Origin of the sequence: Bacillus sp. AR8-1 (genome assembly GCF_008042345.1) — a bacterium.
GTDB classification, from domain to species: domain Bacteria; phylum Bacillota; class Bacilli; order Bacillales; family Bacillaceae_G; genus Bacillus_A; species Bacillus_A cereus.
Window position 1 is genome coordinate 43,994 of the sequence record NZ_QNUB01000021.1, and the last position, 14,295, is coordinate 58,288.

Here is a 14,295-nt window from a genome sequence, read left to right on the forward strand (position 1 = left end):
ACATACAATATTTAACTGAAATACAAAATATTATATTTATCAACATAAGAAAGAAACTATATAAAAAAGTATCATAAAATTATTATTGAATTACATTATACGGATTGATTATTTGCTAAATTCCTATGTTTTTCTTTTTTTAATACCGGTATATGAGCAATCACAATTCCAAGTATAGTAATTCCTCCGCCAATTATCGAAACTAAAGTTGGCACTTCTCCTAACCATATCCAAGCAATGAAACACGCAGTTATTGGCGTTAAATATAGAGAACTTGTTGCTTCAGAAGCACCAGCACGAGATATAATATAGGCCAATGCAATATACGGGAGTACTGTTGGAAAGACACCTAAATATATAACGCTCAAGTTAACTTCAAGAGGAGCTGCTAGTATTTCTTGATAAACTCCGGGTAAGAAAATAAGCATACATACAGTACTAGACAAAATTGTATATATGGTAAATGGTAAGAAGCCGTATTTTTTTAAGTAAGATGTTTGGAAAACGAAAAATAGACTTTCTGAAATCGCCGCTAATAATATAAATAATCCCCCGCTATTCAATTGAATAGCATCGCCCTGGCTAAATGAAATTAAGGCAATTCCTGCAAAACTAATTACACCACCAAGCCAACCATTTAATTTCATTTTGTCATTCAAAAAAACAGAAGCAAGAATTGCCGTCACTATTGGGGTGACTGAAATAATTAAACTTGCAGATCCAGCATTTACTGTTTTTTCGCCGTAATTTAATGCGATGTGATAAATAGTAAACCCTAAAGCACCAAATATAAAAATTGCTGGGATATCCTTTAAATCCGGTAGTCGTAGTTTGTATATAAATGAAAATAAAAAAAGTATAAATGAGGCGATTAATAAGCGTAGTAAAGTAAGGTGTTCAGGCGTATAAGATTCAAGCCCCAGACGAATTGCTGGAAAAGCAGTTCCCCATATAAGAATTGTAAAAGCATGAGCACATATAATGCGTAAATCCCATTTTTTATTATGCATGTTTTCTCTCCCTCCTTAATAAACCAACCATTTTTAAATTACCAATTATTTCTTTTCATCATATTTAATAGTTGATACAATGTCTTCAACCAGTTATTTATCGGAAAAACCAACCACTTTGAATCTTTTAAATTAACGAAGGAGTTTTTTATATGACAACCGATAAAAAAGTGCCCAAATATCGGCAGATAATAGACTATATGAAAGAAAAAATTGAAAACGGAGAATGGCCAATTGGAAGTAAAATCCCTAGTCAGCGGCAGTTAGCACAATTATTTCATGTAAATCGAAGTACTGTAATAAATGCGCTAGATGAACTTATGGCAGATGGTTTAATTCAAGGACAAATCGGAGCAGGAACAATTGTAACAAATAATACATGGTCATTATTAGCAACTAATCCCCCGCCCGATTGGAGTGAATATGTAAAGGCCGGTATTCATAAACCAAGTAAGTTAATGGTGCGAGAAATAAATGAAGCAGAAGCAAATAAAACGCTTATCCATCTTAGTAAAGGTGAACTTGCACCTCATCTTTTCCCGCTCGAAACTATGCAATCTATAATAAAAAACGTCAGTGAGGAATTAGATTATTTCGGATACGAAGAACAAAAAGGTTTTTATCCGTTACGTGAAGCAATAAGCAAATATGTAAAATCATTTGGAATACATGCATCACCGGATTCTATATTAATAGTCTCTGGTGCACTCCAAGCTTTACAATTAATATCGATTGGTCTTTTACATAGAAAATCAACTGTTTTACTTGAACAACCTTCTTACTTATATTCACTTCATGTTTTTCAATCAGCAAATATAAATTTATCCGGTATATCAATGGATCATCACGGTATTTTACCTAACGACTTATTAAAACGAATTAAATATAGTCAAAAGAATAATATTTTATATTCAATCCCTTGTTTTCAAAATCCAACGGGGATATTGATGTCCAAAGAGCGAAGAAAAGAAATATTAAAAATATGTGAAAAAGAGCAATTGCCTATCATCGAGGATGATATTTACCGAGAGTTATGGCTTGATGAATCACCTCCAGCTCCTTTAAAGTCGATGGATAAACATGGACATGTATTATATATTGGTAGTCTCTCTAAAACACTTAGCCCAGGACTTAGAATTGGATGGATAATCGGACCAGAACCTGTTATTGATAGATTGTCAGATATAAAAATGCAAACAGACTATGGATCCAGCTCTTTATCTCAAAGAGTAGCTGCTGAATGGATAAATGAAGGTTTTTATGAAGAACATGTAGCAAACGTAAGAAAGCACCTGAAAGAACGAAGACAAATAATGATACGAGCTTTAAATAAATATTGTGCAGATATTGCATCATGGGATATTCCTAGTGGTGGATTTTTTATATGGCTAAAGGTTGTACATAACATTCCGATGAAAAAACTATTTTCAGAGGCACTATCAAAAGGAATTCTTTTAAATCCGGGACGTATTTATGAAGAAGAATCAGATCAGTACATTCGTTTATCATATGGATATGCTACTCCAGAACAAATGACTAACGGAATTAAATTGCTCAGTGAATTAATTCGGAAGTTAACGGCATAAAAAAAATCCTCTTTTGTTTTTGGAGGATTTTTTTATGTATCTTATTTACCACAATTTCATTTCCTGCCCTAATAAAATAAGTTCTTCATAAGGATCTCCGTCAATATTTAATACTTGAGCAAAAGCAGGTTCTGTTTTTAAACCTTGTTCCTTTAAGCGAATAACTTCTTCCCTTATATGGGGATGCTGCATTAATAGCATGTGTTCCACTATCATGTGTCTATATGCATTTTGATTACGCACTGGCTTCGGTTGAGCAAATAATTCAAATTCAAAACCTTCGAATTCAAAATTCACCTTTATCGATTCAGTACCTTTAATTTTTTTCTTTTTTATGTTGAACCCTCCATAAGAACCATATAAAGATCTCATTTCCTGCTCAAAAACATCAAAGTTATATACTTCCATTACAATATCTAAGTCAGATTGAGGAGTATCAATTCTTATAGGGATTGTCCCGCAAAGAACGGGATTATATAAAGCTAAATCCTCCATTATGTTTAGGCTATTCAAAACATCATATATTTTTTGTTGTTTCTCATTGCCCGATTGTAAATATGTAATAGATGTAAACATAGAAGTCTCTCCTTCATTTAACATAATAATCATCTCACTAAATATTTAAATCATTGGGTTTTGTTCTAGGAGTACCTTTATTTCAATATATTAAGCCGAACTAACTATATTTTTCAACTTTTCTCCTATACTGCAATACTATAAAAATAAAAAAGGAGGAATTATTATGAGCATTTTTAACATTCTTTTAACCATACACATCCTATTTGGAACAATATGCTTAATCACTGGTATTGTAGCGATGGTTGCCCAAAAGAAGAAAGGAAAACATACCGAATGGGGCGAAATATATCATGCATCCTATGTTGTCATTACCCTTACGGCAATAATATTATCCATTATCAACTGGGATAAAATCGCATATTTATTTTATGTAGCAATCTTCTCTTATTCATTTGCGATTTATGGATACCTTGCACGAAAAAAACGTTGGAAAAATTGGCTCCATCACCACATTAGAGGTATGCTAGGTTCTTATATTGGTGCAGTCACCGCACTTTTAGTAAATATCGGCATCCATATTCCCATTTTAAATTTACTTCCGCCAATATGGTTTTGGTTTTTACCCACCTTAATTGGTATCCCCCTCGTAGCCAGTGTATCAAAAAAATATAAAAAACGTAGTTGAAATTAATTACATTTTGATTACTTTCTGATTATTAGAATGAAAAATTATACTCTATGTATTACAAATAATATTATGAATGCTCGTCCTATGAATATTTAAAATAAAATGCCGCCCAACAGGACGGCTCTTATTTTTACTTTACAAACGTAACATATTCACCAGAAACCCATTGATTTCCACCAACATTATACCAACCATCTTTATATCCAAACGATTGATATTTTTCACCTTGATACACGTTTTTCACAATGCCGTAATTTGTTCCAGGACCGTTACGAACACGCAATACATCAGCGATTATAGTAACTACACCTACACCATCGTTTGATGATTGTGAAGTTGCTGGTACATTTCCTCCCGTATAACGGATGTATGATGGATCGTTATAAACCCACTGATCGCCACCTAGATTTAACCAACCATTTGTTTGTCCAAATACTTTGTAGGACTCTCCTTTCCCTAATTGACGAATAACGCCATATCCAGTACCAGGTCCTTTTCGTAAATTTACATTACTACCGTTAATATAAGCAACCCCTACACTATCATTCGACGTGGGAGGAGTCACTACGTTTTGAGCACCTTTTCCAAAAGTATCCGTTCCATACCCTTTGTAGTTATATTGCAAATGCGGGCTATCCACAAATCCTTTCCAGTCACCGCCCCATTCAAAACCAATTTGTTTAGCATAACGAATTGCTGAAGCCCACGGTTCTTTATTATAGCCATTCCAATCTTCTGTACCATTCGACTGAATTGGAACAAAATCTAATGCCTGTCCTACTAAGTGATATGAGCGCATCGTTTGTGATGCTCCTTTACGAACATATTCACGTTGTTGCTCGACTGTACGGATTGTTTCATAAATTAATACTTCAATTCCATTGTCGATACAGTACTGATACCACTTAAAAGCTGCAGCTTTCGTATTATCCGCTAATTTATTCAGATTATTTACGTTTCTAGTTTGGTATTTCAATATGCAACATCTCCTTTTCTATTATCATATGCAAAACTCGTCTCATGGGTTGTACATATACCTAGAACGATCCGAAGTACAAATACATAAGAAGCCAATTCATCTAAATAGATTTACATTTCTAGCTTCAAACTTTGTAAACTGAAATCGAAGCAATAAAAAAACCGCAACCCAGGTCTTCTAGTTGCGGTTTTTGGTATTTTCTTTTTATATGCAACATGCCACCTTGCATTATTAATCCTAATATATAGGTTGTGTAAATTTTCCCTTTATGAATAACACTTCTTATTCATGACTTTTCAAATCCAATATTGAATGTAAACGATCCGGATAATTAGTAAACATCCCGTCGACTCCCCATGAAAGTAACTTTTTCATATCTTTTTCATTATTTACTGTAAATGGATGAACTTCTAATCCGTTTTTCTTTATTTTATTTACATAATCTGAATCAATATATTTGTAATTCATACCAAGACCTATACAGTACGTTTTATACTTTTCTATCTCTAATTCTTTTAATTGAACTGCTTTTTTATAAGGTAATAATTGTACTAAGGATATATTACTATTTAAGCTATGAATCTTTTGTAGACTTTCTTCACTAAACGATTGAATAATAACTTTATCCTGTATTTCGTAGTGATTAATAATTTCTAATAATTTTTCTTCCATTCCTGGATATTCATTAGGTGATTTTGTTTCAATATAATAGTTCGCATTTTGCCCAAACGTTTCAACAATTTCTGTTAATGTTGGGACTTTAGCATTTTCAAATTCTTTCTTTGCTAAGTTCGGATATTTTTCGTTGAAAAAAGAATCTGCATTTAGTTGCTTTATTTCTTCTAATGTATGCTCTTTCACTAGCCCAGTACCATTTGTTGTACGGTTTAAGGTTTCGTCATGCATTGCCACTAAATGCCCATCTTTTGTCATTTGGAGATCAATTTCTATATAATCTCCATTCATTTTTTGTCCTAATTTATATGCTGCTATTGTATGTTCTGGCGCATATGCAGAAGCACCTCTATGTGCGATATTTTTTATATGATTTGATTGATTAATAGCTTTAGTATACTTATGTTCATTTATTTTCTGAAAAACAAAGATACTTATTACTATAAAGGCACAAAATATTGTAACGAGATATATCTTTTTCATAACGATTTATAAGCTCCTATATAAAGACGATTTAACTTGAATGATTTACTCAATTAAATGTCGATTTTCCAATACAGTCATTTTGCCGATAGCTTGAAATCCCGATTTTTTATAAATATTGATTCCATCGGGTGAAGCTTGTAATACACAATACGTATTTTTAAATTTATGTGCTTCTTGCAGCAGGAAATTGAACATAGCAGATCCGAACCCTCGTCCTCTCATTCCTTCTTTCGTTGCTATGTCATAAATACCAATACTATCTTTTGAACATATCAATGAACCAACAGTTACGACTTCACCTTCATATAACCCTAAAAATAATTTCAGATTCTCACTGTTACATATATCAAGATTAGAAATTTGATTATAGAATGCTTGTACATGTATACCTTCTTCTGATGTGCCGAATAGATCAGCTAACGTTTCTCCAAATTTATTTATTTGTCCAGGTGAAGATGCTTGTTGAATAGTAAAACTTACTGGCATGTTTATTGTTGGGGAAATTGTTTTTAAGTCTGCTACCATCGCAATATTCTGTTCCACTTCTTTTAAACCGATTTTAATTAACTCACTTTTTATATCCCGCTCTTGCTCCTCATCCCATAACCAAACACTCATTGGAAAATTTCTTTGATAATAGTATTCTACCTCTTTATATAATTTCTCGATCCCTTCCGTTAAATTATTGTTTAGTAGAGTGATGATATTAAATGTATCGGCAGGTAATCCACAATCAACAGCAATATAATCTTTCGTTTTTTTTATACTCATTCCGGGCACAAATTGTGCAACATATGAAGTTTTAAATGCAAAGTTATCAAGTAGTAGTTGTTTATAATTCATCAATAGTTCTCCTTTTCATAAAAAGTAACACTCGAATTTTTCTATATTAAATATAACATATTAGAAATTTACCATTTTCTATAAAAAGTACCTCTTTAAATTGTGCTCTATAGTTTAAAATAATTAAAAATGATATAACGTTGTCGGAATGAAAAAAGTGGTATATAATAAATATTAACATTACTAGTAATTATTTTAGGTATTCCTAGAATAAAGGAGCGATACATATGAAAATTACTATTTATTTCGGAAGTCATGAAGATCAAGATGTTCGTACTATGGACTGTCATTTAGATGTAGAAGATACAGAAGAGATTGTTTCTGTATCATAATATAAATAGTTAGGGTAAACCCTATCCCTTACAGCGTTTAAGGCACCTTTTATAAGGTGTCTTTTTTGTTATATTTTCATCAAAAACCCTTTACTTTATAGCGTTTTAATAGTAAAATATAAATATACGAACAAACGTTCTTTTTTATTTTAAACGTACATGAAGGGATGATTTTAACAATGGCTCCATTAAAGCGCAGAGGAAGAAAAAAGCAATCACCTATTATTTCAAATACAGGCTTTATCGGCTCTGTCTTTATTGATACATTGGAGTTACAAAAGAAATCCTATTATTTCGCTCGTAAAAAACTTCAAATTGTTCATCACGTACTAGATGGTCTCTCTGGAGCAACAAGTGCTTTATTTAAAGAACATAACATTTCAGCATACATGTCATGTGTGTATTTACATAAACAAAAGAAAATTGGTTTTGTTCTTTCAACGAAACCATTTGAACAAAGTGATGGCGTTGCTTATTTTGTAAATTATTTAATCGAAAAGAATTTTTATGGCGGCCATGATGAAGATGTAGAATATCAAGAAGTATTTAATACAGGTTTTATCGGTGTAGTATTCGCTGATTTATCTAGTATAGATCGCTTTAATTTCGAGTTTGAAATGGGTATGCTAACGAAATTAATGAAAGATATGATTATTCCAGTTAAAGAACTCTTTTTACGCCATAATGTACCGGCTTACATCTCCACTTCTCACTTAGAAGAACAAAACAAATTAGGTTTCGTTCTCTCTGTAAAGCCATATGACGAACGCGCTGAAGCAGATTTATATTTTGAAGCATATTTAAAAGAACGCGGATTATTTATTGGTGATGAAGAAGATGATATTGATAAGATTGTCATTAGAAAAACCGCTGAATTACGATAGAAAAGCGCAGGATCAGCATCCTGCGCTTTTTATAATTTATGAAACTGATTTACCAAATAAACGGTATTAATTTTTTTGTTTTCTGTTTATAGACTGTAAATTGTTCTCCATACTTTTTCTGTAAGTAACCATCAGATTTTGGAATATATTCAAAAACGAATACAAAGAACAGACCTAGAGGTATAAATAAACTATAAATATTGCTAGCGATAAATGCTAAACCTAACACCCAAAGGCAATCCCCCAGATAATTAATATGAATCGCATATTTAAATAAACCACCTGTATATAGCTTACCTTGATTTACAGGATTGTCTTTAAAGGATTTTCTAAGCAGCTCTGAAACTGTGTTTAACATACTTCCTCCTAAAAACAATATCCAACCTATTGTAAGTAATATTAAATTAGGATCCTGATTACTAGTAATCATTAAGATTGGAAAACCTAAATAATAAATTCCAAAAGCAATGCTGTTCATAATGGCTTCTTGCCATGAAATCCCTCTAGGCAACCATATAAACATCATAGCCGTTAATCGTAAAGCGGTGATAATCAAAGCTATAAACAGCCCTATTGAAATGCCTGGTTTGAAATAAGTAATGAAAAGTAAGTAATACGCAATGATTAGATAGATAATCTCAGTAACTAAAATTAATATTTTTTCTTTTATTGTTGGCCGGTTTATACCATACATTGTGATACGCTCCTTCCTTTATTCATTTTATAGGAAAATAAACTTCTATGATATTATTCTCCTCCTGTGTGCTATAAGGATTCGTTTTATAAACTTCAAACGGAGCTCCATTCAGTTTATAGTTATTTTCTTCAATCCAAACGTGTAGCTTTGTATGAATAAAAGGTAATTCTTCGTAAGAACCAATAAGCGTAGCCATTGCGCAAAGACCGGGATTAAACACTTTTGTTTTATTTGTGGCTTCTGCAAGGGGAATCGCAATTTCCACATCATAATTTTCAGGTACATATTCTGAACTATGGAAAATAGCAAGTGGTTTTGCAATAGGTAATAAATTTTCAAATGAAATTTTACTAAACAACTCATTAAAGTGTGTTAGGAAATCAACGGTATTAATTTGTTTTCGCTGAGATGATATATTATAGGTTAAGTGATTTACAAGATTAATCTCAATATGATTTAAGTAACCTATGATACTTTCCTCTTCATCTAATTGTTGAATATCACGCTTTAATTTTTTTAATAAAGAAGAATAATATGTTATCTGCTGTGTTAGATTTTCTTGTTTGGTTTTCATTTTAGAGTTAAGCAATTCAGTTTTCTCCCGATTTTCTAAAATATCCTTAATTTCTTCCAGCGAAAATAAATAAGTTTTTAATCGAGTAATCAATAAAGCTATTTCTAATTGGAAAATATCATAGTAGCGATATCCATTCTTAGGGTCTATGAAAGCTGGTTTTAAAAGCCCAATTTCATCATAATAGCGCAGCGTCTTCATTGTAAGATGAGATATTTTTGAAAACTCTCCAATTGAAAGCATAACACTCACCTCCTGTAATTAATTATTTTAAATATACTGCTTCCTGTAAGGGGAAGGTCAATCAACAAAGTTAAATTTTCTTATTGTATTTAGAACGATATTCATCCCCCTCAACCTACAATTTTAAAGTAGTCTCCAAAACGAATATGTAATCTTTTCAAAATTGTTCATGGGAAATCAGCCGATTTTTTCATTTTATAGTATTTGCATTTCTTATCTTGAAAAATGTAGCAGTATCCTTTATATAAATAATCTAAGATCTACTAAGCGCTATAATCTTTCGAATGAACTTCTAATATGAAACAATTCGATGAAACTTTAATTACTATTAAATATAAGATTCCCCCTACAATTGTAATCATGTAGGCTGGAATATAATTTAATAATAGACCGGATAGCGCCATTGCTATAGGAAGCATCATTTTACTTATACTTAATCCAATGCTGAGAACCCTCCCTCTATATTCATCAGGAATCTCTTTTTGCATGAAATAAGCTATAGGTATATCAATAAGCACTATAATTAGTCCTAAAAAGAACATAACAACACAATAGGTAATAACGTATACAAAATCATTTACCTCAAAACTTTTGAATAAAACTGGAATTCCTGAAATAATCATAAAAACCGCCAACATAAAGCTTAACTTTTTCAAAAGATAAGCGTAAGAAAAACGATCGGTTATCTTTTTTACTAAAATCGCACCAATTATCATGCCTACTGGAAAAGTCCCTTGAATCATACCAAATTGTTTAGAACCAAGATCGAGAACTGTATTAATAATGTATGGCAATGGAACAGTTACAGCAAACCCTAAGAAGAAATTAAGTGAAATTAAAATACTGAACGTATTTTTTAAGCTTTTCCGCTCCATTAAGTAAGAGTATCCCTCCTTTATATCTTCAATAAAATTAATTTTTCTAATTGAACATTCCTCATTTATGTTTTGCTCAAACAATTTAAAGTTAATAAATAATATGGAAATAGCCGAAAGGATAAATGAAATACTGTTTATAATTATAAAAATTTTAATATCAAAGACTGCAAAAACAATACCACCTAACATAGGACCTAGAATTAAAGATATAGAATCGATAATTTTACTTATAGAGTTAATACTCATTAGCCTCTCTTTGGAGACGATATTTGGTTTTGCAGCTTCTAATCCTATTCCAAAAAATGTTGTAAATACCGTTATAAGAAAGGTAGTAGCATAAATGGTGAATAAGTCTAATCCATAATTACTGCTAAATATATAAACAGTAATTAATAAGCTTCCACTTAGTAAATCCATACAAATGACCAATTTCTTTTTATCAACTTTATCTGCAATTACACCAGCAAATGGATTCATAACAATCATCGGAATAGTTCCTAAAATAAGCGTAATGGCAAAATTTAATGCTGATCCGGTTATATGTAAAACATATAATCCTAATGCAAAACTATAAATAGAGCTACCAAATATTGATACTGTTTTCCCGAATGAATAGAGACACATATTTCTTAGTTCTTGGTTTCTTTTTTTATTTTCTATATGTAATCGTAAACTTCCCATCACTTTTCCCCCTACCTAACTTTGTGTTACGTACATTGTAAGTTCTTGGGTCAACCCAATAGCAATATGTACTATTTGAAAAGTTTTAAGGGGAAATAAATAAAAGATGGGGTTAACCCCATCTTTTTCCGAAAAATGAATATGTATAAATTTCTTCTCCTTGAACAAAGAAATCCTCGTACCTTCCCCCTCGTATCAAATAATTTGAAGTACTTTCATCAATAGATTGAAACTGTAAATTTTCGATTTCTTTTGTTACTTTTGCAGATGTAAAATTCTCTCTGAGTCTAGGTGCAATTTGGCTATTTATGCTGAATTTATTAAATAAAATAAATGAACTTAATAAATAACAATTGTGTTTAAAAAGGGAATTTAATTCACACAATAAGAACTCCTCATATTCAAAACTATAATTACTTGTACCTGATTGATCGATTACAATATCAACAGAATTATTCTGAATAGGTATGTTTAGAAAGTCGGCACAGATAAATACAATATTTCTTTTCACATTTCTTCTCTCAATTACATCTTTTAAAAGTAAAAGTTTATTCAAATCTCGATCAACAGCAATATATAAACACTCTTCCGGTAGTTCTTCATAAATATTTCGTAAAAAGAACCCAATACCAGACCCTAAATCAAGTAGTATTTTTTCATTTAAATCTAATTGCATTAGTTTCTTTTTCGCCCATTCTCCTCCTCTTTGAACATTTTCCAAAAAAGCAGTATCCGTTTCATGGATATAATCTGAAATAGAATCTTCAAGTGATTTCCTCTTATACACCTCAAATAATTTTCCAGCTGTTAAAACTCCGGAAGTAATCGCGTATTCTTCACCACAATTACAAATTAATTTCCCCTCAACAATTTGATTTTTATTAATAATGCCATCTTCAAGAATTAAATTTCCGTTACACTTAACACATTTAAATAAATGAAGTACTTTTAAATCTACCCCTAAAATTGAACTCGAAATTTCAGTTTCTATAGATAAATTATTTAACGTTTTCTTTAATTTATCTTTTCGTTCCTTTAAGGTTTTTATCTCTTGTTCAATCTTTTCATATTTTACTTTAAATAAAGATTGATAAAAAATATCCTTTTCATAGTCTAAGGATTTCCCTAAATTTTTATAAAGAAACAGTTCTTTAATTTCATGCAAGCTAAACCCTATCCATTTGTACTCTAATATAAGTTCTATATCCTTTTGACAATACTCGTCAAAAAAATAGTGACTTCCTTTTTTCTCAGGAATAACGAGTCCGAGATCCATATAATGTCTAATCGTATCTACACTTACATTATTTACTTCTGCAAACTTACTGATTTTCATCCTAATCACTACCATTTATATATTTGTTTATACATACTTCTTTATTATTTTAAAAAATCCTTTCATCTCCCTATATAAAATTGTTTATATTATGAAAAAGATGTAATTAATTTTAGAGTTCCGCCACATATCCATCAAGCTAAGCTTATTTAAGTTTAGCTACTCTTTTTAATCTTGAATTTTAAAAAAGAGTAGCAGGTAGTACGGTTATGTCTATATATCTAAAAAACTTAAAATTAAACTATGAGTTCATGGATAAATTAAAAACTGCGGCGTAAGTACTACAGTTTCTTCCTTCTTCATTGAGTTGAAATATGTAAAGTTACGTACTTTAACTGTAGCGGACTTGTACTACGCGTTCATATTAATTTTATAGACGTTTAAGGATTTTGTTTTATGGTAAGTATTTTTGCTGTGAAATCAGGATTGTAAATATAGATGAACATGATTCAAATCAAAAAAAGGTACTCCTAGAAGTACCTTTTTTACTATTCTACATGTGCGAACGCTTTCAAGATTATTGGATATAAATTGATGTACGCATTGTATTAAATGGTGAATTTATAGATGTCTTTTGGTACTCAAACGTTCCTTGTTGGTGTCCAGAAGCATCCCATTTATAATACCAGCCAACGATTGGTCTTCCGCCAATTATAGTGGAATCAATACTTTTTACATTAGAACCATTCATTTTAGCAAATGGGTTTTGGCCATAGCCCATTTCTTTCGTTGTAATATATAAATATTTTCCCCCGTGGTTACGCGATGTGCTGAAGCTGTTCTGATTAATTGTTTCTACCCCGCCTAGCTCAGACTCTACTTGTACGACGTTTAGTGAAGTAAGTGGTGCTGCTGGTCCAGCTGAAGCTTCTGTTGCCATTCCTAATCCGACGAACGCTGTAATTGCTAACGATGAAATCCCTAGTGCTGCTTTTTTAAACATAAAAAACATCCCCTTCCATCTATTGTTTTCTCTTTCATTTTCAATATAATCCTAATAACCTTATATGTAAATAGATTGTAGCTGTATAAATATTAGTGCGAATATTCTATTATATATTTCTACAATTCTATTACTCAATATGAATGATTTACAGTGCAAAACGAAATACACACATGTCAAGTTTGTAGTGTTGACATAAAAATTGTAAACTGGCTTATGCCTCGTATTTATCATATTTTATATCCAATATTCCTAAGCTTCTGTATTCTAGAATGTTTTTACTACAACTATTCATTTTTTCTTTGCAGGAACAACTGTGATAACATCTCCTTTATCATTTAAAGTCAGAGAATGTAGAAATTATAGCTAGCTATTGATATGCTACCTACTACGTACTGGAGCGCAACCTATCTGATAGGTGAATGATTCATGTGAAAAAGGAAACGCTACCAGTTCTATAGCACCTCCTTTTTATTTAATAAGTTAGACAGAAAGAATAGAAATAATGTTTTTCCTGTTTCACTATCCTTTTGTTTGTAAATGAACTGAGTTTTGAAAAACTATCCTATATAGTATGAATCGGGTATAGACATTAAATAATAGAATAGGGCACCTATTACTCCACAAGTAAAAATAGTAAATCCCATATTTCTTATGCCTTTAATTTTTGACCACAATCCAATAAATCCTGCTATTAACCCACTTAAAGAGAATAGTGAAAAGTTGGAAACGGGTGTAAGAAGAAATTCCGCATTAATCCCTGTCCCCCAACAAACAATAGGTAACACGACAAGGGTAAGACAAAGTAATCCCATTACACTTACAAGTAATTTAAGATATTTGATACCTGCAATAATTAAATAGATTCCACCTATAAATCCACATAACCAGTAAATTGGCATAAAGTAAATCCAAAGAAAATGCAAGATGATCATATGTAA

The 14,295-nt window shown here is 31.3% G+C and carries 14 protein-coding genes; 3 read left to right on the forward strand and 11 right to left on the reverse strand.

Going from position 1 to position 14,295, the window contains the following annotated elements; all coding sequences use genetic code 11:
* Positions 1-95 precede the first annotated feature (95 nt).
* Positions 96-1,010: a DMT family transporter gene (locus DN400_RS16920; protein ID WP_147801769.1), complete on the reverse strand. Its 915-nt coding sequence runs from the start codon at positions 1,008-1,010 to the stop codon at positions 96-98.
* A gap of 152 nt (positions 1,011-1,162) precedes the next feature.
* Here DN400_RS16920 and norG point away from each other — a divergent pair, with 152 nt between their 5' ends.
* Positions 1,163-2,596 carry an efflux pump transcription regulator NorG gene (norG, locus tag DN400_RS16925; protein ID WP_000205601.1) on the forward strand — a complete coding sequence of 478 codons (1,434 nt, stop codon included), beginning with the start codon at positions 1,163-1,165 and terminating at the stop codon, positions 2,594-2,596.
* Positions 2,597-2,641: 45 nt separating this feature from the next.
* On the opposite strand, the gene DN400_RS16930 is transcribed toward norG, so the two are convergent.
* Positions 2,642-3,172 (reverse strand): DUF4269 domain-containing protein, encoded by a 531-nt coding sequence (locus tag DN400_RS16930; RefSeq protein WP_000495197.1) that lies wholly within the window; start codon positions 3,170-3,172, stop codon positions 2,642-2,644.
* Positions 3,173-3,338: 166 nt separating this feature from the next.
* Between DN400_RS16930 and DN400_RS16935 the strand changes: the two genes are divergently transcribed.
* Positions 3,339-3,800: a DUF2306 domain-containing protein gene (locus DN400_RS16935; RefSeq protein WP_053564312.1), complete on the forward strand. Its 462-nt coding sequence runs from the start codon at positions 3,339-3,341 to the stop codon at positions 3,798-3,800.
* Positions 3,801-3,933: 133 nt separating this feature from the next.
* On the opposite strand, the gene DN400_RS16940 is transcribed toward DN400_RS16935, so the two are convergent.
* The 3 genes from DN400_RS16940 to DN400_RS16950 all read right to left on the reverse strand — a co-directional run bounded on the left by DN400_RS16940 (position 3,934) and on the right by DN400_RS16950 (position 6,786).
* Positions 3,934-4,779, reverse strand: a complete 846-nt coding sequence (locus DN400_RS16940) for a M15 family metallopeptidase (protein WP_098211320.1) — start codon at positions 4,777-4,779, stop codon at positions 3,934-3,936.
* A gap of 285 nt (positions 4,780-5,064) precedes the next feature.
* Complete coding sequence (locus tag DN400_RS16945) at positions 5,065-5,940, reverse strand: glycerophosphodiester phosphodiesterase (RefSeq protein ID WP_000725643.1); 876 nt, start codon at positions 5,938-5,940, stop codon at positions 5,065-5,067.
* A 45-nt stretch (positions 5,941-5,985) separates the two neighbouring features.
* Entirely contained in the window at positions 5,986-6,786 is an 801-nt protein-coding gene (locus DN400_RS16950) for a GNAT family N-acetyltransferase (protein ID WP_001107086.1), read from the reverse strand.
* 511 nt (positions 6,787-7,297) lie between these two features.
* Between DN400_RS16950 and DN400_RS16955 the strand changes: the two genes are divergently transcribed.
* Positions 7,298-8,002, forward strand: a complete 705-nt coding sequence (locus tag DN400_RS16955) for a hypothetical protein (RefSeq protein ID WP_000035361.1) — start codon at positions 7,298-7,300, stop codon at positions 8,000-8,002.
* 49 nt (positions 8,003-8,051) lie between these two features.
* Here the strand turns inward: DN400_RS16955 and DN400_RS16960 are convergent, their stop codons facing one another.
* From DN400_RS16960 to DN400_RS16985, 6 genes are all read right to left on the reverse strand, one after another.
* Positions 8,052-8,696: a methyltransferase family protein gene (locus tag DN400_RS16960; RefSeq protein WP_000274258.1), complete on the reverse strand. Its 645-nt coding sequence runs from the start codon at positions 8,694-8,696 to the stop codon at positions 8,052-8,054.
* 22 nt (positions 8,697-8,718) lie between these two features.
* Entirely contained in the window at positions 8,719-9,516 is a 798-nt protein-coding gene (locus DN400_RS16965; RefSeq protein ID WP_000948769.1) for a MerR family transcriptional regulator, read from the reverse strand.
* 263 nt (positions 9,517-9,779) lie between these two features.
* Positions 9,780-11,075, reverse strand: coding sequence for an MFS transporter (locus DN400_RS16970; RefSeq protein WP_098256183.1), 1,296 nt, complete (start codon positions 11,073-11,075; stop codon positions 9,780-9,782).
* Positions 11,076-11,187: 112 nt separating this feature from the next.
* A complete protein-coding gene (locus DN400_RS16975; protein ID WP_098256184.1) occupies positions 11,188-12,411 on the reverse strand; it encodes a MerR family transcriptional regulator in 1,224 nt (407 codons plus the stop codon).
* Positions 12,412-12,928: 517 nt separating this feature from the next.
* The gene (locus tag DN400_RS16980; RefSeq protein WP_000472917.1) at positions 12,929-13,354 is read right to left on the reverse strand and encodes a DUF4879 domain-containing protein; all 426 of its coding nucleotides are present in this window, start codon (positions 13,352-13,354) and stop codon (positions 12,929-12,931) included.
* A gap of 560 nt (positions 13,355-13,914) precedes the next feature.
* Complete coding sequence (locus tag DN400_RS16985; protein WP_000584709.1) at positions 13,915-14,289, reverse strand: hypothetical protein; 375 nt, start codon at positions 14,287-14,289, stop codon at positions 13,915-13,917.
* Positions 14,290-14,295 lie beyond the last annotated feature (6 nt).

Bases quoted from the DNA above. Each gene is read 5' to 3' on its own strand.
- DN400_RS16960 (WP_000274258.1), bottom strand. From the start codon at position 8,696: ATGTATGGTATAAACCGGCCAACAATAAAAGAAAAAATATTAATTTTA.
- DN400_RS16945 (WP_000725643.1), bottom strand. From the start codon at position 5,940: ATGAAAAAGATATATCTCGTTACAATATTTTGTGCCTTTATAGTAATA.
- DN400_RS16955 (WP_000035361.1), top strand. From the start codon at position 7,298: ATGGCTCCATTAAAGCGCAGAGGAAGAAAAAAGCAATCACCTATTATT.
- DN400_RS16930 (WP_000495197.1), bottom strand. From the start codon at position 3,172: ATGTTTACATCTATTACATATTTACAATCGGGCAATGAGAAACAACAA.
- DN400_RS16970 (WP_098256183.1), bottom strand. From the start codon at position 11,075: ATGGGAAGTTTACGATTACATATAGAAAATAAAAAAAGAAACCAAGAA.
- DN400_RS16920 (WP_147801769.1), bottom strand. From the start codon at position 1,010: ATGCATAATAAAAAATGGGATTTACGCATTATATGTGCTCATGCTTTT.
- DN400_RS16950 (WP_001107086.1), bottom strand. From the start codon at position 6,786: ATGAATTATAAACAACTACTACTTGATAACTTTGCATTTAAAACTTCA.
- DN400_RS16975 (WP_098256184.1), bottom strand. From the start codon at position 12,411: ATGAAAATCAGTAAGTTTGCAGAAGTAAATAATGTAAGTGTAGATACG.
- DN400_RS16985 (WP_000584709.1), bottom strand. From the start codon at position 14,289: ATGATCATCTTGCATTTTCTTTGGATTTACTTTATGCCAATTTACTGG.
- DN400_RS16980 (WP_000472917.1), bottom strand. From the start codon at position 13,354: ATGTTTAAAAAAGCAGCACTAGGGATTTCATCGTTAGCAATTACAGCG.
- norG (WP_000205601.1), top strand. From the start codon at position 1,163: ATGACAACCGATAAAAAAGTGCCCAAATATCGGCAGATAATAGACTAT.
- DN400_RS16935 (WP_053564312.1), top strand. From the start codon at position 3,339: ATGAGCATTTTTAACATTCTTTTAACCATACACATCCTATTTGGAACA.
- DN400_RS16965 (WP_000948769.1), bottom strand. From the start codon at position 9,516: ATGCTTTCAATTGGAGAGTTTTCAAAAATATCTCATCTTACAATGAAG.